The organism is Rhizobium sp. KNZ2-6A (assembly GCF_056755475.1).
In genome coordinates, this window is sequence record NZ_JBNDIC010000002.1 from 189278 (window position 1) to 209617 (window position 20340).

The 20340-nt window shown below is 61.0% G+C and carries 22 protein-coding genes and 2 pseudogenes; 15 read left to right on the top strand and 9 right to left on the bottom strand.

Features of this window, described 5'->3' with window-relative positions; genetic code table 11:
- Positions 1-55 precede the first annotated feature (55 nt).
- A pseudogene (locus ACPYOP_RS02370) lies at positions 56-295 on the bottom strand (FadR/GntR family transcriptional regulator); the annotation flags it as partial.
- On the opposite strand from ACPYOP_RS02370, the pseudogene ACPYOP_RS02375 reads away from it, so the two are divergent.
- Positions 292-414 (top strand): annotated as a pseudogene (locus ACPYOP_RS02375) (SDR family oxidoreductase); the annotation flags it as partial. The pseudogenes ACPYOP_RS02370 and ACPYOP_RS02375 sit on opposite strands and share 4 nt — an antisense overlap.
- Before the next feature lie 57 nt (positions 415-471).
- Here the strand turns inward: ACPYOP_RS02375 and ACPYOP_RS02380 are convergent.
- Complete coding sequence (locus ACPYOP_RS02380) at positions 472-2676, bottom strand: DUF1217 domain-containing protein (protein WP_481408781.1); 2205 nt, start codon at positions 2674-2676, stop codon at positions 472-474.
- A 294-nt stretch (positions 2677-2970) separates the two neighbouring features.
- Here ACPYOP_RS02380 and ACPYOP_RS02385 point away from each other — a divergent pair, with 294 nt between their 5' ends.
- From ACPYOP_RS02385 to copC, 5 genes are all read left to right on the top strand, one after another.
- Complete coding sequence (locus tag ACPYOP_RS02385; RefSeq protein ID WP_481408782.1) at positions 2971-3375, top strand: hypothetical protein; 405 nt, start codon at positions 2971-2973, stop codon at positions 3373-3375.
- Positions 3376-3599: 224 nt separating this feature from the next.
- Positions 3600-4973 carry a PepSY-associated TM helix domain-containing protein gene (locus tag ACPYOP_RS02390; protein WP_481408783.1) on the top strand — a complete coding sequence of 458 codons (1374 nt, stop codon included), beginning with the start codon at positions 3600-3602 and terminating at the stop codon, positions 4971-4973.
- A 62-nt stretch (positions 4974-5035) separates the two neighbouring features.
- Positions 5036-5515, top strand: coding sequence for a copper chaperone PCu(A)C (locus ACPYOP_RS02395; protein WP_481408784.1), 480 nt, complete (start codon positions 5036-5038; stop codon positions 5513-5515).
- Positions 5505-6101: an SCO family protein gene (locus ACPYOP_RS02400; RefSeq protein WP_481408785.1), complete on the top strand. Its 597-nt coding sequence runs from the start codon at positions 5505-5507 to the stop codon at positions 6099-6101. Before ACPYOP_RS02395 ends, ACPYOP_RS02400 begins: the two co-directional genes overlap by 11 nt.
- 133 nt (positions 6102-6234) lie before the next feature.
- On the top strand, positions 6235-6600 hold the full coding sequence (copC, locus tag ACPYOP_RS02405) for a copper homeostasis periplasmic binding protein CopC (RefSeq protein WP_481408786.1): 366 nt from the start codon (positions 6235-6237) through the stop codon (positions 6598-6600).
- Positions 6601-6777: 177 nt separating this feature from the next.
- Here copC and ACPYOP_RS02410 read toward each other — a convergent pair whose 3' ends face one another.
- From ACPYOP_RS02410 to ACPYOP_RS02425, 4 genes are all read right to left on the bottom strand, one after another.
- Complete coding sequence (locus ACPYOP_RS02410) at positions 6778-7059, bottom strand: hypothetical protein (RefSeq protein ID WP_481408787.1); 282 nt, start codon at positions 7057-7059, stop codon at positions 6778-6780.
- Positions 7060-7282: 223 nt separating this feature from the next.
- Positions 7283-7876 (bottom strand): nucleotidyltransferase domain-containing protein, encoded by a 594-nt coding sequence (locus tag ACPYOP_RS02415; protein WP_481408788.1) that lies wholly within the window; start codon positions 7874-7876, stop codon positions 7283-7285.
- 156 nt (positions 7877-8032) lie between these two features.
- Positions 8033-8665 carry a Vgb family protein gene (locus ACPYOP_RS02420; protein ID WP_481408789.1) on the bottom strand — a complete coding sequence of 211 codons (633 nt, stop codon included), beginning with the start codon at positions 8663-8665 and terminating at the stop codon, positions 8033-8035.
- Between the two features lie 47 nt (positions 8666-8712).
- The gene (locus ACPYOP_RS02425) at positions 8713-9933 is read right to left on the bottom strand and encodes a helix-turn-helix domain-containing protein (protein ID WP_481408790.1); all 1221 of its coding nucleotides are present in this window, start codon (positions 9931-9933) and stop codon (positions 8713-8715) included.
- Between the two features lie 115 nt (positions 9934-10048).
- Between ACPYOP_RS02425 and ACPYOP_RS02430 the strand changes: the two genes are divergently transcribed.
- Together ACPYOP_RS02430 and ACPYOP_RS02435 are read left to right on the top strand one after the other, a co-directional pair.
- Positions 10049-10846 carry a DUF899 domain-containing protein gene (locus ACPYOP_RS02430; RefSeq protein ID WP_481408791.1) on the top strand — a complete coding sequence of 266 codons (798 nt, stop codon included), beginning with the start codon at positions 10049-10051 and terminating at the stop codon, positions 10844-10846.
- Positions 10846-11160 carry a hypothetical protein gene (locus ACPYOP_RS02435; RefSeq protein WP_481408792.1) on the top strand — a complete coding sequence of 105 codons (315 nt, stop codon included), beginning with the start codon at positions 10846-10848 and terminating at the stop codon, positions 11158-11160. Before ACPYOP_RS02430 ends, ACPYOP_RS02435 begins: the two co-directional genes overlap by 1 nt.
- On the opposite strand, the gene ACPYOP_RS02440 is transcribed toward ACPYOP_RS02435, so the two are convergent.
- Positions 11144-11956 (bottom strand): helix-turn-helix transcriptional regulator, encoded by an 813-nt coding sequence (locus tag ACPYOP_RS02440; protein WP_481408793.1) that lies wholly within the window; start codon positions 11954-11956, stop codon positions 11144-11146. The genes ACPYOP_RS02435 and ACPYOP_RS02440 overlap by 17 nt on opposite strands.
- Positions 11957-12142: 186 nt before the next feature.
- Here ACPYOP_RS02440 and ACPYOP_RS02445 point away from each other — a divergent pair, with 186 nt between their 5' ends.
- The 6 genes from ACPYOP_RS02445 (at position 12143) to ACPYOP_RS02470 (ending at position 17470) form a co-directional block, all read left to right on the top strand.
- Complete coding sequence (locus ACPYOP_RS02445) at positions 12143-13234, top strand: ABC transporter ATP-binding protein (protein ID WP_481408794.1); 1092 nt, start codon at positions 12143-12145, stop codon at positions 13232-13234.
- Positions 13235-13256: 22 nt separating this feature from the next.
- Positions 13257-14420: a polyamine ABC transporter substrate-binding protein gene (locus ACPYOP_RS02450; RefSeq protein WP_481408795.1), complete on the top strand. Its 1164-nt coding sequence runs from the start codon at positions 13257-13259 to the stop codon at positions 14418-14420.
- An 84-nt stretch (positions 14421-14504) separates the two neighbouring features.
- Complete coding sequence (locus ACPYOP_RS02455; RefSeq protein WP_481408796.1) at positions 14505-15371, top strand: ABC transporter permease; 867 nt, start codon at positions 14505-14507, stop codon at positions 15369-15371.
- Positions 15371-16183: an ABC transporter permease gene (locus ACPYOP_RS02460; protein WP_481408797.1), complete on the top strand. Its 813-nt coding sequence runs from the start codon at positions 15371-15373 to the stop codon at positions 16181-16183. Before ACPYOP_RS02455 ends, ACPYOP_RS02460 begins: the two co-directional genes overlap by 1 nt.
- 13 nt (positions 16184-16196) lie before the next feature.
- A complete protein-coding gene (locus ACPYOP_RS02465; protein ID WP_481408798.1) occupies positions 16197-16958 on the top strand; it encodes an SDR family NAD(P)-dependent oxidoreductase in 762 nt (253 codons plus the stop codon).
- A 143-nt stretch (positions 16959-17101) separates the two neighbouring features.
- A complete protein-coding gene (locus ACPYOP_RS02470; RefSeq protein WP_481408799.1) occupies positions 17102-17470 on the top strand; it encodes an NIPSNAP family protein in 369 nt (122 codons plus the stop codon).
- A 123-nt stretch (positions 17471-17593) separates the two neighbouring features.
- Here ACPYOP_RS02470 and ACPYOP_RS02475 read toward each other — a convergent pair whose 3' ends face one another.
- Positions 17594-18835 carry an NAD(P)/FAD-dependent oxidoreductase gene (locus ACPYOP_RS02475; RefSeq protein WP_481408800.1) on the bottom strand — a complete coding sequence of 414 codons (1242 nt, stop codon included), beginning with the start codon at positions 18833-18835 and terminating at the stop codon, positions 17594-17596.
- A complete protein-coding gene (locus ACPYOP_RS02480; protein ID WP_481408801.1) occupies positions 18835-19113 on the bottom strand; it encodes a hypothetical protein in 279 nt (92 codons plus the stop codon). The genes ACPYOP_RS02475 and ACPYOP_RS02480 overlap by 1 nt, the downstream gene beginning before the upstream one ends.
- Before the next feature lie 178 nt (positions 19114-19291).
- On the opposite strand from ACPYOP_RS02480, the gene ACPYOP_RS02485 reads away from it, so the two are divergent.
- Positions 19292-20329 carry an Ldh family oxidoreductase gene (locus ACPYOP_RS02485; protein WP_481408802.1) on the top strand — a complete coding sequence of 346 codons (1038 nt, stop codon included), beginning with the start codon at positions 19292-19294 and terminating at the stop codon, positions 20327-20329.
- Positions 20330-20340 lie beyond the last annotated feature (11 nt).

Below are 20340 nucleotides of genomic sequence, written 5' to 3' on the forward strand. Positions count from 1 at the left end.
TCCATCATGCCGGACATAGCAGATAGCGGGGCTTCCTTGCTGCGGACGAACCGGCCTATTCCGGCTCGTCCTTGGGCTTGGCGGCGCGCAAAGCATCGCTGAGCTCCATTCTGGCCGTTCCGATCAGCTGCTCCATGGCAAAACGGGCGGCGTCTGGACGGCGGATGCGGATCGCATCCAGAACATTCTGATGCCGGGCGATGGCATATTCGTGCGATTGGCTGGCCCGATTGGTCAGACGGAAGCTTGCAAGCAGGGCTGCGCGCATGGCTGTGTGAAACTCCAGATCCGCCTGGCGGGCGCATTGCCGCGCCACGGGAGATTGCGCTTGCCGCTGTTTTCATGATCTCGGATGAATGCCCCTTCATGAATGCCACCGTCGAAGGCGGCCTGAGCGTGCTGCAGCATCGGTAAGGCCTTGCCGCACACTACCGCCGCCGGCCCGGTCGAATGCTGCAAACACGGAATATGCTATCGCGACCTGAGCTGGGCAATCGACAGCATGAGGTCCGCGCTCATGCCGACTCCGGAGCCACGGTTTAGGATGGCGGATGCGGGCGAGCCGGTATTTGTGCCGTTTGCCGTGTCATATACGGCGGAGAACCTCTTCAGCAGGTTGTTCACCTTGCCGGCATCATGCAAATCCTTGATCGGAAAAAGCTTCTCCAGCATCTTCGCCTGGCGGCTGACATCCATGTTCGACATGGATGCCGGCAGCGAATAGGTCGTCTTGATCACGTTGTAGAGCGCCGGATCGGACATGATGTCGTAGACGGAATTGATCTGCGGCGCCTTTCGCTGGAAATAAAGCGCAAGGCGGACACCATCGTTGGAGGCGCCCTGCTGCGTCTCCAGTGTCTGATGGAGATAGAGATCGTCCGTGGCAAGGCGCGGCCCCTTGTTCTGCCCTGGTCCGATCTTGGCGGTCGTCAAGTTACCCTTGGCGTCGAAGTTGAAGACGTTCACCATGGCCTTGAACTTCTGGCCTGCTGGCGTATTCAGGAATCCCTTGGCATCCTCGGGGTCGGCGGTAAAGGCCTTCTTCAAGGTCGCCTTGTCGACCGTCTTGGGGTCGATATGATTGGCGACGAGAATGAATTCCGTCAGCTTCTTATCGGCCAGGAGCTCATCGACGGTATCGACCTTGGCAATCGACTTACTGAACTCGGTTGCCGCGTCCTTCGCATCCTTGATCGCCTTGTCCCGCATCTCGCCCGTCAACCCGAACGTCTTCGCCTTCGAATAGGCGGAGATGAAGCTGTTGATCGAGCTCTGCGACAGGGCCGTGACAGGATCTCGGAGATTGCCCTTGCCGTCGAAGTTGAATGCCTTGGCAAGCTCAACATATCTCTCATCCTTCAGGGAGCTGACATAGCTCTTGCTGTCATAAGGATTGCTTTCCAGGATCTTACGCAATTGGTCCCGCGAGACCTCATTCTTGTCGATCCCGAAGGCACGGAGCGCCATGTCCTCGATCGTCGGCAGATCCTTGCTCTTAATGTCATTGGCGGCGAAGAAATCCTCGATCGTCTTGATCTTGCCGACCGCCGACTTGTAGTGCTTCTCCGCATCATTGAACAAGGCCTGCTTGGCACCCTTGGCCTGCTGCAAATATTTGATGGAGATATCGTCTATGGCCTGCGCCGATTGCGCGGGCTGCCCCGCCGGCAGCGTTCCGTCGGAGGCGAAATTGAAATGAGCGACCATATCCTTCATGCCGGAGACATCAGCATAGGTAGGATTGGCGAAAGCGAGATTGAATTGAGCCGGCGTGAGTTTGGCGCTGAGGCCGAAAGCCTCCTTGATATAGGAGAAAAGCCTGTTGTCGCCGGTGATGTCGCTCAGCGACGTCACCTTCGTGATTGCCTGGCGATAATAGTCATCATTGCTTATGGCCATCGTCGGGGTCAGCAGACTCGGGACCGTATTGTTATAGCGAGAGATCATCGCTTCCTTCTGCTGCGTCGTTTGCGCTGACGCGGCAGAAAGCGTTCCATCATCGTTGAAATTGAATTGCGATGCGATCAGCTTATAGGTTGCCTGTGCCGATGCCGAGGAGAAGTTGCCTGCCTGATTGACGAAGCTGTTGGGGTCGCTGACATCACTGGTCAGGACCGACTTGAGAAACGACTTCGATATATTGTCCGGATTGATGCCATGCGCCCGCAGAATGTAGTCTCTCATCCTGCTGCTGTTGACGATATCGTCGACATTCGACACCTTGTCGATCCAGCTGTCGTAGAACTTGCTCTCCTTCGCTGCCAAAGTTGCTTCATTGGCGAAAGATTGCTCATAGAGGCCGATCGTATCGCTCTTCTGGGCATCGGTTTGAGCAGTCTGATTCTTTGACTTGCCACCGAAGTTGAAAGCCGCGGCAAATTGCCGGTAGCGGTTATCGGTCAATTTGTTTGCGAAACTGCTGGGATCGCTGAGGTCGCTTGTCAAAACCTTCTTCATGAAGGCTTTGGCATAGGTCATGTCCTCAAGGCCGTAGGCCTTCATTGCATAGCTGTAGAGCTTGTGGTCGGCGAGGAACTCATCGACATTCTTGATCTTGCCGATGTGCGCATCATAATATTGCTGATCGCTCTTGACCGTTGCCTGCTTGGCGACGCGCGCAAGCGTCGACGCCATATCCTTTGTCGCGGTCACATAGCCGAGATACGTTGTAATCATCGATCGCCCCCACAGCGCAATTCACCGGTATTCGCCCCAGAGTCGACTATCGCAACCAGACCTTGCGCGAGGCTAGACCGCAATCTGCAGGCATTGTTTTCGGGAGCCCTCGCCGATCACGGCGCCGGCTTCCGCCAACAGGTAGCAAACAACATATAGCCGCGCTTCAATCGCCTGCCGCTGGCGGGATGAAATGGAGCTGAGGACCACGGCACGAATTGACGCATTGCGCTTGCGATGGCCCTGCCCTATGACTGCGGGTCTTATCCGCGAGATGCGGTGGTGGGGACAGGAATGCGGAAGACGATTTCGCGAACATGGCAGTGGAGCGCGCGCATCCTTTGCGCCGTGGCGCTGTTGTTTGTCGGCTTCGCCCATCAGCCAGTCGTCGCCACGGCGGATGAGATATCCCCGCTCGAGCTTGCCCAATACCGGCTGCCGGACGGATCGCTGCCCATTCTCTGCATCACCTATAAGGATGCCGACGGCAAGGTGCACGGGAAAGCCTATGCGCCCGGATGCGAGGCATGCCGGATCGGATCGGTTGCGATGCTGCCCGCACCTCCGACCGATATTTGCGAGCGCCTTGCCTCTTCGCGCGGAGAGACGGTCGTCGCAAGATCCGAGGCCTTCCACCGGCAGCTTTATCCGCCGAACACAGGCCCAAGAGCACCACCCATCCTCGACATCGTTGGCTGAACCGGCGTTGCGGCTCTGACCGTGATGCCCCCGTCAACGCTGCCGCATGCGCGACCCTCGCGTCGTGAAATCTGAGGATGGGTGTTCCTAGCTGTACTTTGCCGACCGTGGCGGGCTGATTGGTCCGGCGGGTCATCGGAACTAAGCTTATCCCAACGGCGAACCATCGCCGCCCCTCCTCGGATCGACCGCTTGTGGCAGCCTGCCGATCTTCGGAGGATTTCATGTCTGCCTTTACCGCTGCAGAGCCTGCAGCCGCAGCAACCCACAATATCTCGCTCTATCGCGCGATCTGGCGCTGGCATTTTTTCGCCGGTCTTCTCGTCATTCCCTTCTTGCTCAATCTGGCGATCACCGGATCGCTCTACCTGTTCAAGGATCAGATCGCCGACACGCTCTACTCGCACCGCTACCTCGTCGCCGAGAGCGGCACGATGCTACAGCCGCAACGGATCGCCGACGCGGCACTTGCGGCCTTTCCGGGCGCCCGCGCGATCTCCTACCACGAAGCGTCGGCCCCAAACCGCTCGGCCTGGGTGACGCTGTCCAAGGACGGCCAATCGACCATCGTCTACGTCAATCCCTATGACGGCAGCATTTTAGGGTTGGTCGGCTCGAAGCAGGAGTTCGGCTGGGTCGTCAAGCGCATCCACAGCCTCGAATATTTCGGCAAATGGACCAATCGCATCATCGAGATCGTCGCGGGCTTCGCCCTCGTCCTCGTGGTGACCGGCATCTATCTATGGTGGCCGCGGCAGCAGGCGGGCGGTGTGCTCACCGTTCGCGGTAACCCGTCGCGGCGCGTCTTCTGGCGCGACCTGCATGCGGTGACCGGGGCGCTTGCCGGCGTCCTCATCTTCTTCCTCGCCTTCAGCGGCATGCCCTGGTCCGGCTACTGGGGCTCCAATGTCAATGCCTGGCTGACCGCTCACAATTTCGGAACACCGGCAGCGGTCTGGGACGATGTTCCGAAATCGACGAAGGTCACGCAGGATATCGTCAGCCGGCCCGGCTGGGTGGTCGAAAACGCACCCGTTCCAATATCCGATATCGCGGCGGCGCAGTCGGCAGAGCCGATCGGCCTGAACAAGGCCGTGGAGACCATGCATGGCCTGGGCATGATTGCCGGCGCCGACCTTGCCATCCCGACGGATGAGACCGGCGTCTATACCGCCAGCCATTATTTCGGCGATCTCGGCAAGGAGAGGACCGTCCATATCGACCAATATTCCGGAAAGCCGCTCGTCGATATCTCCTATGATCAGTATCCGGCGCTCGGCAAGGCGATCGAATGGGGCATCAATGTCCATCAGGGCCAGGAATGGGGCCTCTTCAACCAGCTTCTGATGCTGGCCGCTTGCCTCGCCATCATCCTGTGCTGCGTGACGGCCGCGACCATGTGGTGGAAACGCAGGCCGGCAGGCCGCCTCGGCGTGCCGCCGATGCCGCCGCAAAAGTCCGTCTGTGTCGGTCTCTGGTTCATCGCCATCGTTTTCGGCGCAGCCTTCCCGCTGACGGGAGCCGCCATCGCCGTGATGCTGCTGATCGACCAGCTCGTCGTTCGTTTCGTGCCGCCGCTCCGGCGCTTCTTTTCCTGACGAGATCAGGCGGGACCGACGGTTCCGCCTGCCCTTCCCTTTCTGGATCAAGGATATCGATCATGTTGAAACGCGCTTTTGCTCTCGCCGCCTTCGGGCTGGCATCCCTGCTTTCCTCCATCGTCTTCGCCGACGATGTCAAACTCGGCAATCTCACCATCTCCACTCCCTACGTTCGCGCCATGGTGCCGGGTGCGCCCGTCGGCGGCGGCTATATGACCATCACCAATACGGGCAATACCGACGATCGGCTGGTCGCGGCCAGCTCGCCCCGCGCCGATGTGGTTCAGATTCACGAAATGAAGATGGACAAGGACATTATGGTGATGCGCGAGCTTGCCGATGGCCTGCCCATACCGGCCGGCAAGACCATCGAGCTCAAGCCCGGCGGCTATCATGTGATGTTCATGAAAGTCACCGACCGCTTTATCGAGGGCCAGACGGTGAGGGCAACGCTCAAGTTCGAAAAAGCCGGCTCGGTCGACGTCGATTTCCCAGTCGGATCGTTGGCAGCGAATAAGGAGACATCCCATGTCAAATAAACGACGCTTCGCCGCAATGATCGTCGCCCTGACGCTTATCGTCGGCGCCGGCGTTATCGTCTACGCAACATTTCCCATGACGCCACAGGTTCGGGCGGCAGGCAGTCTCGGCGCGGCCTTCACGCTCACGGACGATCGCGGCCAGCCTATTACCGAAAAGGCACTTTCGGGTCACCCCTCACTCGTCTATTTCGGCTATACGCATTGCCCCGATGTCTGCCCGACCACGCTCTATGATATGGCCGGCTGGCTCAAGACGCTTGGGCCGGAGGCCGATCGGCTGAGGGCCTATTTCTTCTCCGTCGATCCGGAGCGCGATACGCCGGAGATCATGCACAGCTACACCAGCAATTTCACCGACCGGATCACGGGCATTACCGGCAGCCCCGTGGAAATGCAGAAGGCCATCAAGGGCTGGCGCGTCTATGCCAAGAAGGTCCCCAGTCCAGATGGCGGATATACCATGGATCATACCGCATCCGTGTTGCTCGTCGATGCCGGCGGCAATTTGAGGGGCACGATCGCCTATCAGGAAAATACCGATGTCGCGCTGCGGAAGATCCGAAATCTGCTGCAGCAGGAATAGGTCCATGCCGCTCGACCACCACAAGAAGACAATTCCGTCTGGCGCGCCCACCGGCGAATATCGCCGATCACCCGATCGCCATCGCACGCCTGCGGGCCTTCCGCGGGTCATCAACAAGATAAGGAAATCAGATATGCTCCCGATGAAGAAAACGTTCCTCGCCGCCGCAATCAGCGTCGCGTTTGCCGGCCAGGCCATGGCCCATGCCCATCTGAAATCCGCCGCTCCAGCGGCCGACGGCACGGTGAAGGCCGCACCCTCGGAACTCGACCTCACCTTTACCGAAGGCCTCAACCTGAAATTCAGCGGCATCAAGGTGACCGGCCCCGACAAGGCAGCCGTCAAGACCGGCGAAGGCACGCTGACGAACGGCGACGCGACATTGACGGTACCGGTCGCCGACAAGCTTGCGCCTGGCAAATATACGGTCGAATGGCATGTACTCTCCACGGATGGGCACAAGACCAACGGCACCTATACATTCACCATCGCGCCATGACCGATGCCGAAGCCGTCCGCGACCGTGCGGGCGGCTTCACCATCGGAATTTCCTTTCAGGAACGGAAGGCATGATCTCGTCATTCCATCTCTTCATGCGGGATAAAGCCAAAACGGTGCCATCCGTGAGGATCTGATGCTGACGCGCTAGATCGGTCCGACCTGGAATCATCCGGCGCTAGTGGAACGAAGTGCTGCTCTTCCTGCGGCTATTCAGCAGATGAATGAAGGTGATGCCCTGCTCCAGCAGAAGCTCGGCGGCCTTCAGGCCGTTCGCGCCGAGATCGGACGAACAGCCGCGAAGATTGCATGCCAGAAAGAGGGAATTGGTGGCGGCCAGCGCATCGCCCTCCTCCTCCGCTTCTTCGGCGGCGGCCTGCAATACGTCCGCGACGGCCGTCATAAGCTCGGCGCGCTCCTGCAGGTTCATTTCATCGAGGCTTTTGGTGATGACATTCATGACGTCTCCTCCGCGCGCACGAATATCTCCGGCATCGGCCGGATCGGCGCAGCTTGTAACTGGACGTGAGTAAAATGCGATTGGTAAGCCAGATATGGCGATGAAGGCGCGAGGCTACAAGGCATGGCTTCCATGCCGAGGGCGCATGGCACTGCGGCTGGCTCACCAGGCGCGATGTGGCGGCGGCAGCGCTCGTGGATTTACTTCGTGTCCTTGGGACGTTCTAAAGCCGTTCTATCCAGTCATGATCCGGATGCAGTCTTTCAAGCCAGAGACGTAAGTCACCTCTTTCCGAAGCCGAAAGTCTGGGCAGTGCGAGAGCGAAATCCCTATCGTCCTTTTCTCGCCGATGCTTGGCCTTGAAAAGAAGGGCAGCGGCGGGCGCGAGATAAGGGAGACCGTCGACGGTTTTACGAATGATATCGCCGCGCGGCACGGTGAACGACGGTTCGCGCTTATAGACCCAGGTGGAAGGGGTGCCGCGCTCCGGCATCATATCGACACGCCAGCAACCCTCCTTCGGGTCAGCTCCCCAAAGCTGGGCGACGTGTGCCTCAGGCGGCGCCGACGAAGGAAGATGGTCTATTTGGCCATCGACGACCGAGAAGAATACGAGCTCCCCGAGCAACGAGCGAGCTCGCTCGACATCATCCCGCAACAGCGAAAATTCCAGATCCTCATGATCCCGGGTCTGTTGGCCATGCCACAAATCCAGCGCCCAGCCCCCGACGACATACCAGTGAATGTCCGTGCCAAGTCGCTTCATCAGATCGACCGGATGCCAGGCATTCCAAGCTTCTTCGGAAAAGGGTTTCATGGGACCAGTCGCCTATCGGGTAATATCCCCTCCTGATAGAGGGTCAGCCGCTTCTATGAAACAGCCCCCGGCAGCCGATAGACGGAAAATGTCTGACACAGTGCGCCCAAGACCAACCGTCCGGTCTCAGGCGCAAAGCACACTGGTACAGCCCACTCAGCGCGGACGGCGGATCGCCCGCAGTTTGCCGCTGCCGCCACCGCCGGCGTAGAACCGGTCCTTGCCGTCGGATTCGAGGCCGGAGACGCCGGTCCCCTCGGGCATTTCAAGCCGCTCCAGCACTTCGCCCGTCGCCGGATCGACGCGGCGCACATCGCTTTCGTCGCCTTCCCAGGTGCCGTGCCACAATTCTCCGTCGACCCATGTGACGCCGGTGACGATGCGGTTGGATTCGATGGTGCGCCTGATGGCGCCGGTTTCGGGGTCGATTTCGTAGATCTTGCGGCCGCGATGCTGCCCCACCCACAGGCTGCCATCGCTCCAGGCGAGACCTGAATCGCCGCCGTTGCCGGGCGCGGGAATGGTGGAAACGATATTCCCCGTCCCGGGATCGACCTTGTGAATCTGGTCCTCGGCGATCTGATAGAGGTAGCGCCCGTCGAAAGCGGTTCCTGCATGAGACGCGACATCGATCGTGCGCACCTGTTCGCCGCTCTCCGGGTTCAGGGCATGCAGCTTTTCGCCGGAGGCGAACCAGACGTACTGGCCGTCGAAGGTAACCCCATTCACGCGGGGTACGTTCTCGAAGGGGCCGTATTCGCGAATGATTTCTGCTTGGGACTTTTTCATGCTTCCATCCTCCGGTGGGGATTGGTTGAGTGTCGATATGAGAGAACTTAATCGCTCGGCAGCGGCCCAGGGAGTAACAATGTTGTCGGGAAGCCGACGACCGGCGGCATCATCCAGCGGCAAGCCCTCCCATTGCCGACACTTTGCACCATCCCAGCCGCCGCAAGCGCGTCGAGCGCGCGCTGCACCGTGCGCGGGCTTGTCGCCAGTGCAATCGACAGTGCCGAACTCGACCAGGATTCTCCATCCGACAGCAGAGCGAGAAGCGAGCCATTCTCGACCTCGACAGGCGGCGCCAGCACCACGACATCGCGTTTGCCCCGCGGCGTCAGCGCAAAGCCGCGCGGCGTCGCGCTGATATCGGCCAGCGGCTCCAAGGCGGCGCGAAGCCTCCCGATCTCGACCCTAAGCCGCGCCCTATGGGATTCGTCGGCATGGCGAGCGCGGAATGCACGGGAAAGCAGGGTAGCGCGCGGCACATCGGCGGGAGCGACCTCGGCGAGCGCGCGCGCCAGGGCAAAGAGCACCGGCCGGCTCGCAAGCGGCACGATCTCGCCGCCGCCGCGCACAATATTGCGGCAGGCATCGACGACCAATGTTCCGGACGCCAGCAAAGCTTCGACCTCGTCGAGCGACAGCAATCGTTCCTCGCCCTGGGCTACCAGACGCGCAGCCGGGGCATCGAGAGCCCGTGCCGCGTCGCGCACCTCGATCGCAAGCGCCGGGATCGCCGCCTTGCCGGCCGCTTCCGCGGCACGCGCAAGGGCGGCGCGGGCCGTCGCGATCCGCAGGCGGCGGATGGCGATACCGGCGACAGCCAGTTCATGGCTCGCCCTTGCGGCCGCTGGCAGCGGTGATGGATCGAGTTTCGCCAATAGGCGTTCAGCCTCGTCCAGATGGCCGACAAGCAGCAGGCGGCGTATCTGCAGGTTGCGGGCATGGGCCGCATTGATGTGGTCGCCATGTTTTTCCAGGGCGGCCCTTGCCGTCTCCAGCATCTTTTCCGGCCAGCCGAGGTCACGCGACACCAGGGCAATCTCGGCTTCGGCGACAGTGCACCGCGCACGGGCGACAGCCTCGCGCGGACCGAAGGCGCGCGCAGCACTCTTCAACAGCATCTTGGCGCGGGCAAGGTCTCCGAGCTGCGCCATGGCAATGCCGCGCAGCGCCAGCGCCGGCGCATCCTCGCGCAGCGCCACGCGTTTCAGCGCACCCAGCACGTCGCCGCCGGCAAGTGCCTGAGCTGCCGCGACGATCAGCGAGTCCATCGAAATCCCGTCACACTTGTAACTCCCACCCCTTGAGGTTCCAGCGGTAAGGTATCGCATATCGGCAAGCAAGATGCAGCGCCGACAAGGGCAACCTGACAAGAGGAGATGAACCATGACGATGCATAGGACAGGAACGCGCCAGGAATGGCTTTCGGCACGGCTTTCGCTGCTGGAGCAGGAAAAGGAACTGACGCGACGCAGCGACGAGATTGCCGCCCGCCGTCAGGAACTTCCCTGGGTGAAGGTGGAGAAGGACTATCGACTGGAGACCGAGAAGGGCGTCGTTCCGCTCTCGGCCCTCTTCAAGGGAGGCTCGCAGCTTCTCGTCTATCACTTCATGTTCGGAACCGACTATACGGCTGGCTGCCCATCCTGCTCGTCGATCGCCGACGGTTTCAACGGCATTGCAGTCCACCTTGAAAACCACGACGTCGCCTTCTCGGCCATTTCCCGCGCACCGCTCGCGAAGCTGCAGGAATTCAAGCGGCGTATGGGCTGGACCTTCGACTGGGCCTCTTCGGCCAACAGCGATTTCAACCATGATTTCAATGTCTGGTTCACGCCGGAGGAACAGCGCGGCGGCGGCATCGAATATAATTATCGCCGCGAGCCGCCAATACCCGACGCTCAAGTGGGCAAGACGATGCAGCAATGGGAACTGCGCGGCAGCGAAGGCCCGGTCGAACTGATGGCGTCAATGACGGGGACGGATGTCCCGACCTACACGCGCGACCGGCCTGGTGTCAGCGCCTTCGCCATGCAGGATGGCGAGATCTATCACACCTACTCATCCTATGCCCGCGGGCTCGACGGTCTCTGGGGCATGTACCAGTGGCTCGATCGCGCGCCGCTTGGCCGCAACGAGACCGGCGTGTGGTGGAAGCATCACGATCGTTACGGAGCAAACTGATGTCCGTCTCGTCGGAAATCGATGAAAGGGGCGGCGGCCATACTGCCGCCCCTGCCCTGCCCATCATCGCCGGCCGCCTGCTGGCTTTAGCGGCCGCGCCAAGCTTCGCCCTGATGACGGTGCTATCCGCTTATGGTTCCGCCGGCGACATGATCTGTTCCTCACAGGGCAGCTCTGTCTTCGCCGGGATGGTGCCGATGTATCTGCTCATGACCTTCTTCCACTGCGGCCCCTGGCTAAGGCTGCTTGCAAGGGATGGAAATGGCGCTCGCATGCCCGACCAGAATCTCCACCGGGCTATGCGAGATTCTTAAGGTAGAGGGAAAGCAGCTGCGTCTGCGAGGAAATGCCGAGCTTGCGATAGACGTTGCGCCGATGGACCTTCACCGTGCCCGTCGAGATATTGAGCTTCAGCCCGATCGATTCCGACGAATGCCCCTGCAAGACGAGCTCGACGATGGCAGTCTCTCGGCTTGTCAGATTAAGATCCCGCCAGACGGTTTCGGCTGGCGGGCTAATCCCGTTCTGACCCTGTCGGCGCCGGCTTCTGCCGCCGGCGGCCAACTGCGCATCGAAGCGCGAGGCGAGGTCGGACCAATAGTGCCTCACCATGCTTGCAACGAGCGGTTCGACCTTCTTCAGCGTCGCGAATTCCGCAGGCGGGAAAACACCGGTCTTCTCACGCCGCATCAATGACAGGACGATGGTGACGTCCTCATCGGCATTGACGAAGAAGCCGATTTCCTCGGCAAGCCCGGTCTGGACGTAATAGGTCCGGTAATACTCGCTGGAAAAGAAGCGATCCGGCGCCAGCTCCCGCATCCTGAGCACGCCTTCGCGGCGTTCGCGCGCCGTGTGGTAGAAGGGGTCCAGCAGGTAGGGACCGGCCTGATAGAGCGTGACGAAGACGACATGCTCCTCGCGGTCGAAGGTACTGTAGAGATCGATCGGCCGCTCCTTGCCGCGATAGGCAAAGACGACCACGTAATCGAACCGCACCAGCGCCGCCATCATCTGACGGAAGGTCTCCCCAAACTCGGCATCCGCCATCGTCGATCGGCCGATCGTGGCATTGAAGGCAGTAAACAGCCCTTCAAGGTCGGTGCTCATTCGACTGATCCCCTCTGCCGCCCCGCGCTAACAAGCGCAGCCCTATATACACCTTCCACGAAGCAATGTGCACGAAAATACCTCTTTCGGGGTATATACCTCGCGGGAAGCCCGGGCTTACTCTTTCCTTAACGACGGTGGCAATAAGGCAGATCAAAGACTGCCGACCAACCGCAGGGAACAGACGTGGCATCCGCTTCAACGAACGATATCGAATTCCGTTCGGTCACGAAGAACTATGGCGCCGTGACCGCCGTAACGGACATCAACCTCAATGTGCCCAAGGGCGCATTTCTGGCGCTTCTCGGACCTTCCGGCTGCGGCAAGACGACGTGCCTGCGCATGATCGGCGGCTTCGAACAGCCGAGCGAAGGCACGGTGCTGATCGACGGGCGCGAGATGAACGGCGTGCCTGCCTACCGGCGTCCGGTCAACATGGTGTTCCAGCACTATGCGCTGTTTCCGCATTTCAATGTCGCGCAGAACGTCGCCTACGGGCTGAAGCAGATGCGCCCGAAGGTCGGCACTGCCGAGATTGATAGGCGCGTTGCCGAAGCGCTCGAGATGGTTCGCCTCGGCGGCTTTGCGAAACGCCGCATCCATGAAATGTCCGGCGGGCAGCAGCAGCGCGTCGCGCTGGCGCGCGCCATCGTCAACCGTCCCTCCGTCCTCCTGCTCGACGAGCCGCTGGCAGCACTCGACAAGAAGCTGCGTTCGGCCATGCAGATCGAACTTCAGACGCTACAGCGCGAACTCGGCATTACCTTCGTTCTCGTCACTCATGACCAGGAAGAGGCGCTGTCGATGGCCGATATCGTCTGCGTGATGAGCGCCGGCCGCATCCGCCAGCTCGGGACGCCTCAGGAAGTCTATGACCAGCCCACCGACCTTTTCGTCGCCGATTTCGTCGGCAAGACCAACCGCATCGAGGCGACGATGGAGGCCGATGGCGAAACGCTTCGCCTCGCGGACGGTTCGGCACTGCCAGCCGGCAAGCGGCTCGCACCGGGAGCGGCGATTGCGGCACTGCGCCCTGAGGCGATCCATCTCAGCCGCGACATGGCTGTTTCAGGCATGTCCTTCAAGGGCACTGTGACGCATCGCATTTTCCTGGGCTCATCAACCGAATATGCGGTCACCGTTCCAGGTCTCGGCGATTTCTTGATTACGTCGAATCGCCGCAGCATGAACGAAAGCGATCTTGTCGGTCCGGGCGAAGAGGTCTTCCTCGGCTTCGACCCTAAAGCCTTACATGTCTTTCCAGCATCGAATGCATAAGCCAAAACAAGGGAACAGCATCATGAGCAAGGATTACAAGGACAATCTTCCGATTTCAGCCGAAGGCTTCATGGATGAATTCATGCGCCTGAAGCGCGGCTCCATCAGCCGTCGTCACTTCCTGAACATCACCGGCCTCGGCCTCGCGACGGCCGTCCTGTCGCGCGTCCCGGGCGCGCTTTCGACGCCCGCCTATGCCGCCGGCGAACTCGGCACGCAGATGTCGATCGCGACCTGGCCGAACTATCACGATCCCGCGACTTTCGAGAACTTCAAGGCGGCAACCGGCGTCGCCGTCGAGGTCAATGTCTTCGGCTCGAACGAGGAAATGCTCGCAAAGCTCCAGGCCGGCGCCTCCGGCTGGTCGCTGTTCGTGCCGACCAACTACACGATCTCGACCCATCACAAGCTCGGCCTCATCGAGGAACTCGATCTTTCGAAGATCCCGAACTTCAGCCAGGCGACGGAAAGCCCACGCTTCACCAAAGAAGGCCAGATCGACGGAAAAACTTATGCCGTGCCGAAGAACTGGGGCACGACCGGCTTTTCGGTGAATACCACCAAGATCAAGACCAAGCTTTCAAGCTGGAAGGATTTCTTCGAGGTCGCGCAGACGGAGGCCGATGGCCGCGCCATGGTGCACGACTATCAGCTGACGACCATCGGCAGCGCGCTTGTTTCCCTCGGCTACGATTTCAATTCGATCAAGCCGGAAGAGCTCGCCAAGGCCGAAGAGCTGCTGATCAAGGTCAAGCCGCATCTCTTCGCCATCAATTCCGACTATCAGCCGTCCATGCGCTCGACCGACGCCTGGCTGACGATGTGCTGGACCAATGACGGCGCGCAGCTGAACCGCGACATGCCCGAGCTTGACTATGTGCTCGGCAAGGACGGCGGCGAGATCTGGACCGACTATTATGCGATCCCGAAGGATGCGCCGAACAAAGCGGCCGGCTATGCGCTTCTCAACTATCTCATGGACCCGAAGAATGCGGTGAAGGAACACATCGCCAACGGCGCGCCGACCACCGACAGCCGCGTCATCACGATGCTGCCGAAGGAGATCACCACAAACAAGATCGTCTATCCGGACGAGGCCGCGCTGACGCCGCTGGAATTCGGCGCCGCCGTCACACTCACCGATCCGAGCCGCGCCGAACTGATGGCACGCTTCAAGTCAGCCTGATCGCCCTTGCCCAACTCCGGCCCCGTCGTCCTGACGGCGAGGGGCCGGCCTCGCGCTTAGAACCGGCGGATAAAGAACCTTTCGATGCCCCTCACCCCTGCCACCAAACGGCGCCTCGTCACCGCTGCCCTTATCGGCCCGGCAAGCGTCTGGCTGTTCGTCTTCCTGGTGCTGCCCTTCATCGCCATCATCGTCTTTGCCTTTGGCGAACGCGCGCCGGAGGGTGGCTATCAGGCAGCCTTCACCTTCGCTCAATTCGCCAACCTCGGCTCGCGCTCGGCAGCCTTCATCAATACGCTGATCCTGGCCCCGATTGGTGCTGCCGCCTGCCTGCTCGTTGCCTATCCGGTCGCCTACTATCTCGCCGTCAAGGCTAGTCCGCAGCGCCGGCTGCTGCTCGTTTCGCTCGTCGTCGTTCCCTTCTGGACCAGCCTGCTGGTGCGCACCTATGCCTGGATGTACCTGCTCGGCGCGCGCGGAATCCCACATCTGCTCGAATTCTTCGGCATCGAGAATGTCCGGCTTATCAACACGCCAGGCGCGGTACTGCTCGGCATCGTCTACGGCTATCTGCCGCTGATGATCATGCCGATCTATGTCAGCCTTGAAAAGCTCGACCGCCGGCTGCTGGAGGCATCCGCCGATCTCGGCGCCAAGCCCGTCTCGACCTTTTTCGGCATTACGCTGCCGCTATCCTTGCCCGGCGTCATGACTGGCGTGGCGCTGGTGACGATCCTGCTGCTCGGGGAATATCTGATCCCGCAATTGCTCGGCGGCGGCAAGGTCTTCTTCATCGGCAATGCGCTCGTCGATCTCTTCCTGCAATCGCGCAACTGGCCGTTCGGATCGGCGATTGCCGTGACGCTCGTTGCCGTCGTCGTCATCGTGCTGCTCGTTGCCATGCGCATCGCCTGGCGCGTTGCCGGCACTCGTCAGGTGGATCTCGTCTGATGCGCGCGCTCGTCACTTTCGTCTATCTGTTCCTCTATACGCCGATCGCGCTCGTCGTCCTGTTCTCCTTCAATGCGGGACGCAATGCGAGCGAGTTCACCGGCTTTTCGACGCAATGGTATGGGCGGGCGCTGTCGAACACCTTCTTGATGGAAGCGCTGCGCAATAGCCTCATCATCGCGTTTACCAGCGCAGCGCTGGCGGCGATCTTCGGCACGATGGCCGCGATCGGACTGGAGCGGCTCGGCCCTCGCACCCGCGCCGTCTTCGACGGGCTCTTCGCGGCAGCGATCGTCGTGCCGGGCGTCGTCATCGGCATTGCGACGCTAGTCGCACTCGTCGAGGTCTTCGGCATCATCAATCCGCTGATCGCAGCCGTCTGGCCCAGCGATCAACCGCCGAAATTCGCGCTCGGTTACGGCTCGATCATCGCGGCGCACGGCCTCTTCACCATGGCACTGGTGACGATGATCGTGAAGGCGCGCATCGCCAGCCTCGGGCGCGATATCGTCGAAGCCTCCAGCGATCTCTATGCCACGCCGCTGACTACCTTCCGGCAGATCGTGCTTCCGCAGATCATGCCGTCGATCCTCGCCGGCTTCCTGCTCGCCTTCACCTTTTCCTTCGACGATTTCATTATCGCCTTCTTCGTCGCGGGATCGAACACGACGCTACCGATCTATGTTTTCGCCTCGATCCGTCGCGGCGTCACGCCGGAGATCAATGCGATCGCGACCATGGTGCTGATCGCATCGCTCTTCCTCATCCTCATCGCGCGTTTCCTGATGCGCGAAAAGACAACGACAAACTGACCAGGGAAAAATCATGATACTCAAGGATCGGGTCGCAATCGTCACCGGAGCCGGCTCCGGCATCGGCCGCGCCGGCGCGCTGATCATGGCGCGCGAAGGCGCGCATGTGATCGTCGCCGATATCGACTTGGCAAACGCCGAGGAAACCGTGAGCCAGATTGCCGAGGCCGGCGACAACGCAGAAAGTCTTGTTGTCGACGTCATGGATGACCAGGCGCTCGAGGCCGGCATCGCAGAGATCGCAGCGCGGCATGGCCGCATCGATATTCTCCACAATCACGCTGGCGCCCAGGTGGCGGGCAATTTGGAAGAGGTCGCGGTTTCTGGTTTCGACACGTCTTGGAACCTGAATGTTCGGGCGCATTTCATGGCCTCGCGCTTCGTCATGCCGATCATGAAGAAAGCCGGCAAGGGCGTCATCCTCAACACCTCGTCATCGTCAGGCGTGCTCTATGATCGCGAGATGATCGCCTATACCACCTCCAAGCATGCGGTCATCGCCATGACCCGGCAGATGGCGGGGGACTATGCCCGCTTCGGTATCCGGGTCAATGCGCTTTGCCCGGGCTGGGTCGATACGCCCTTCAACGCGCCGTTCATTGCGCAGATGGGCGGCCGCAGCGCCATCGAAGACTATATCGCCGAAAAGGTCCCTCTCGGACGATGGGCCGATGTTTCGGAAATCGCCGACCCGATCCTCTTTCTCGTTTCCGACCGATCCTCCTACATGACCGGACAGATCCTCGTCGTCGATGGCGGTGAAACGGTCGTCTAGCCACGTAATCATCAACCGCTTCCGGCGGAAGCAGCAGTTGCGGGCGGCCTGTTCCGGAAAGATTGGCCATGGCATAAGATATTGCGGCCAATCAAACGCAGGAATCCTCGCGTCTGCCTGCGATATAAAGGGATGAATCCGGCGTGCCCAAAAGCCCCGTCACCTGCGAAGTTCGCTACCGCGTCGATCAAAACCGGATTTCGGAGTTCGAAGCTTACGCTCGGATTTGGATCGAGCTCATCGAGCGCTATGGGGGAAAACACCATGGCTATTTCATACCCCGCGACAAGCCGGCCGAGAGTGGAATAAGCTTTCCCGGCGTTGGCGAGAACGGAGCCGGCGACATGGCGATCGCACTATTCACCTTTCCGGATGAAACGACCTATCTGCAGTACCGTGAACAGGTTGCAAAAGACCCGGATGGCATTGCCGCGAACGCGCGTTTCAAAGAGAATCCGCCGTTTGCCAGCTACGAGCGCTTTTTCCTGCAGCCGATCCCACGAGCCGACTAATCGGCTCAGGAAATTCAACCGTCAACTTCGCTTAGCGAGAGATGGAGCAACGGCGACTGGCACGCCGCGCGCGAGTGGGTCATGGGCGCCGATGCGAAAAACCGCATCGGCGTGTCTGTTGCCTCAGAAGCGCTGCGGCGAGAAAGGCGTGAGATCGATCGCCGACGTCCGTTCCGTCAAAAGGTCGGCGACGAGGCGTGCCGTGCCCGCCGACTGGGTCAGGCCGAGGTGGCCATGGCCGAAGGCATAGATCACGTTCCGTGTCGCCTTGGCGCGGCCGATGGCGGGCAGGCTATCGGGCAGCGACGGCCGGAAACCCATCCACTGCACGCCACCCTCTGGTTTAAGACCGGAAAGGAAGGTGCGAGCCTTCTGCAGCATGGCTTCGGACCGGCGGAAATTCGGCGGCAGCGCCAGCCCGCCCAGCTCCACCGCACCCCCGACGCGGATACCGGTCGAGAGCTTGCTGACGACAAAGCCATGGCCGCCGAAGGTTATCTGCGTGCGCAGGTCGAAAGCATCGGCCGGAAGCGTCGTGTTATAGCCGCGTTCGGTTTCGAGCGGGATATGCTCGCCAAGTGTGCTGGCTATCCAGTGCGAGAAGGCGCCCGCCGCCAGAACGACCTTGCCGGCCTGACGCAGCTTTCCATCCGTCGCCACCACTTCGACGCCGCCGTTGATAGGGCGGAGCGCCGAAACCTCCGCCATCTCGACAATGCCGCCACGGCTGCGAAAATGCGCGGCCAGCGCCAGCGTATAGAGCTTGGGATCGGCGATAGAGTACCAGCCGGGCGTGAAGGTGCCGAGGATGAAACGCGCTGCCAGCCCTGGCTGGATCGCCGCCATCTCGTCGGCTTTCAGATGCTGGAATTCGATACCGTGATTGCGGCACACCTCCCAGCCTGGCAGCGAAGCGCGGAATTCCGCCTCGCTTTCATAGACCTGGAGGTTGCCCTCCTTACGCAACATCGCGAGCGTATCGGTCGCGGCAAGGAAACGCTCAAGCTCTGCCTTGGAAAGATCCATCAGGCTTGTCTGCGCTGCCGTGGAATGGGCGACGCGCGATGGCTGGCAGGCGCGCCAGAACCGGAACATCCAGGGCGCAATCTGCAGCGCATAGGCTGGCGGCACCGACAGCGGCCCGAGCGGATCAAGAAGCCATTTCGGCGCCTTCTTCAAAATGCCGGGTGAAGCAAGCGGCAGGATATCCGTGAAGGCAAAGGCGCCGGCATTCCCGGCGGAAGCACCGGCGGCCGGTCCCTCACGGTCCACGACCACGACGGAAAGGCCCCGCGACTGGGCCGCAATCGCGGCGGAAAGGCCGATCACGCCGGCTCCGATGACGATAACGTCGGGTTTCGCCATCAATGGACGCTCGCGAGAGGTTTCTGTGCTTCAGAATGCTCCGGCTTACCAATCTCGACCACTACGTCCTGATGGAAATAGGCGGCGCGATCCGAGACATTGCGGGCAAAGGCCATTTCACGCGTCACGCAGATCATGGTCACCCCATCCTCCCGGCTTGGATCAAGCGCGGATATCGCTTTGGCAAACAACATATGTTCCGGAGACATGGCAAGCACTCTTGCCGGATGGATCGAGAACACCTCGGCAATGCCGGCATGGATCTGCTTTACTGTCATTTCTTCGGCTTGCGGCAGCCTGGTATCTGCAGGTGACGATAAATCCACTGGCCTTCCTCAGCTGAAACACCAACCTGCCGCCGCCGCGACAGGTTCGTCTGTCGATTTTTTGTATTCTTTTTGTATTTATAATTTCCAAGTCTATGATGCAAGCGAGCATAACATGGGAGAACCAAAATTGACCGACGTGACCACCCTGACGCCGGATGCGCTGCAAAGCCGCGTTGTGGCAATCCTTTCGAAGGCCGGCTTCAACGCGCAGCAGGCCGGCGCGATCGCGCGGGTCATCGTCGCCGGTGAGCGAGATGCCTGCAAATCCCACGGCGTCTACCGCATCGAAGGCGTGTTGCGCGCGGTGAAAGCCGGCAAGGCGCGGCCGGATGTCGTGCCGGTGCTGGAACAGAACGACCACTCCGCCATCGTCCGGGTGGACGCCAAGAGCGGCTTTTCCAATGCCGCCTTCGAGCTCGGCATGCCGGTGCTTGCCGAGCAGGCTCGCCGCTTCGGCATTGCCGCACTCGCCATCAACGACTGCACGCATTTCGCCGCCCTGTGGCCGGAAGTGGAAGCTCTGACGAATCGGGGCCTCGCCGCCTTCGCCATGTGCCCGAGCTATTCCACGGTGGCGCCCGCCGGCGGTACGGCGCCGCTCCTCGGAACGAACCCCTTCGCCTTCGGCTGGCCGCGCCTGGACAATCCGCCTTACGTCTTCGACTTCGCGACTTCGGTCGCCGCACGCGGTGAGATCGAACTGCACCGACGCGCTGGCAAGCAGCTGCCGGAGGGCTGGGCGATCAACACTGACGGCCAACCGACCACGGATCCGGAGGCTGCGCTGGCTGGCGCAATGTTGCCGTTCGGAGGCCACAAGGGTTCGGCGATCGGCACGATGATCGAGCTTCTGGCCGGTGTCATGATCGGCGATTTCACCAGCCGCGAAGCGCTCGATTATCTCGGTTCGACGGCTTTTGCTCCCCGGCACGGCGAACTCATCGTCGCCTTCTCGCCGGAGGCTTTCGCGGCCGGCCGGCCCGGAAATCCGCTTGCCCGTGCCGAAGTACTGTTCGAGGCGATCGTCGGCCAAGGCGCGCGCCTGCCCTCGCAGCGTCGCTTCGCCGCCCGCGCCCGTGCGGAAAAGGACGGCATCCCACTGACCGCGGAGGAAATCCGCCAGCTCGACCGCCTGCAGGAGCTTGGCCTCGACGCCGTAACTTGAGCGACATCGAA

What these genes read in the sequence shown, in the direction of transcription:
- ACPYOP_RS02380 (WP_481408781.1), bottom strand. Translation starts at nt 2,676, where the DNA reads ATGATTACAACGTATCTCGGCTATGTGACCGCGACAAAGGATATGGCG.
- ACPYOP_RS02385 (WP_481408782.1), top strand. Translation starts at nt 2,971, where the DNA reads ATGCGGAAGACGATTTCGCGAACATGGCAGTGGAGCGCGCGCATCCTT.
- ACPYOP_RS02390 (WP_481408783.1), top strand. Translation starts at nt 3,600, where the DNA reads ATGTCTGCCTTTACCGCTGCAGAGCCTGCAGCCGCAGCAACCCACAAT.
- ACPYOP_RS02395 (WP_481408784.1), top strand. Translation starts at nt 5,036, where the DNA reads ATGTTGAAACGCGCTTTTGCTCTCGCCGCCTTCGGGCTGGCATCCCTG.
- ACPYOP_RS02400 (WP_481408785.1), top strand. Translation starts at nt 5,505, where the DNA reads ATGTCAAATAAACGACGCTTCGCCGCAATGATCGTCGCCCTGACGCTT.
- copC (WP_481408786.1), top strand. Translation starts at nt 6,235, where the DNA reads ATGCTCCCGATGAAGAAAACGTTCCTCGCCGCCGCAATCAGCGTCGCG.
- ACPYOP_RS02410 (WP_481408787.1), bottom strand. Translation starts at nt 7,059, where the DNA reads ATGAATGTCATCACCAAAAGCCTCGATGAAATGAACCTGCAGGAGCGC.
- ACPYOP_RS02415 (WP_481408788.1), bottom strand. Translation starts at nt 7,876, where the DNA reads ATGAAACCCTTTTCCGAAGAAGCTTGGAATGCCTGGCATCCGGTCGAT.
- ACPYOP_RS02420 (WP_481408789.1), bottom strand. Translation starts at nt 8,665, where the DNA reads ATGAAAAAGTCCCAAGCAGAAATCATTCGCGAATACGGCCCCTTCGAG.
- ACPYOP_RS02425 (WP_481408790.1), bottom strand. Translation starts at nt 9,933, where the DNA reads ATGGACTCGCTGATCGTCGCGGCAGCTCAGGCACTTGCCGGCGGCGAC.
- ACPYOP_RS02430 (WP_481408791.1), top strand. Translation starts at nt 10,049, where the DNA reads ATGACGATGCATAGGACAGGAACGCGCCAGGAATGGCTTTCGGCACGG.
- ACPYOP_RS02435 (WP_481408792.1), top strand. Translation starts at nt 10,846, where the DNA reads ATGTCCGTCTCGTCGGAAATCGATGAAAGGGGCGGCGGCCATACTGCC.
- ACPYOP_RS02440 (WP_481408793.1), bottom strand. Translation starts at nt 11,956, where the DNA reads ATGAGCACCGACCTTGAAGGGCTGTTTACTGCCTTCAATGCCACGATC.
- ACPYOP_RS02450 (WP_481408795.1), top strand. Translation starts at nt 13,257, where the DNA reads ATGAGCAAGGATTACAAGGACAATCTTCCGATTTCAGCCGAAGGCTTC.
- ACPYOP_RS02455 (WP_481408796.1), top strand. Translation starts at nt 14,505, where the DNA reads ATGCCCCTCACCCCTGCCACCAAACGGCGCCTCGTCACCGCTGCCCTT.
- ACPYOP_RS02460 (WP_481408797.1), top strand. Translation starts at nt 15,371, where the DNA reads ATGCGCGCGCTCGTCACTTTCGTCTATCTGTTCCTCTATACGCCGATC.
- ACPYOP_RS02465 (WP_481408798.1), top strand. Translation starts at nt 16,197, where the DNA reads ATGATACTCAAGGATCGGGTCGCAATCGTCACCGGAGCCGGCTCCGGC.
- ACPYOP_RS02475 (WP_481408800.1), bottom strand. Translation starts at nt 18,835, where the DNA reads ATGGCGAAACCCGACGTTATCGTCATCGGAGCCGGCGTGATCGGCCTT.
- ACPYOP_RS02480 (WP_481408801.1), bottom strand. Translation starts at nt 19,113, where the DNA reads ATGACAGTAAAGCAGATCCATGCCGGCATTGCCGAGGTGTTCTCGATC.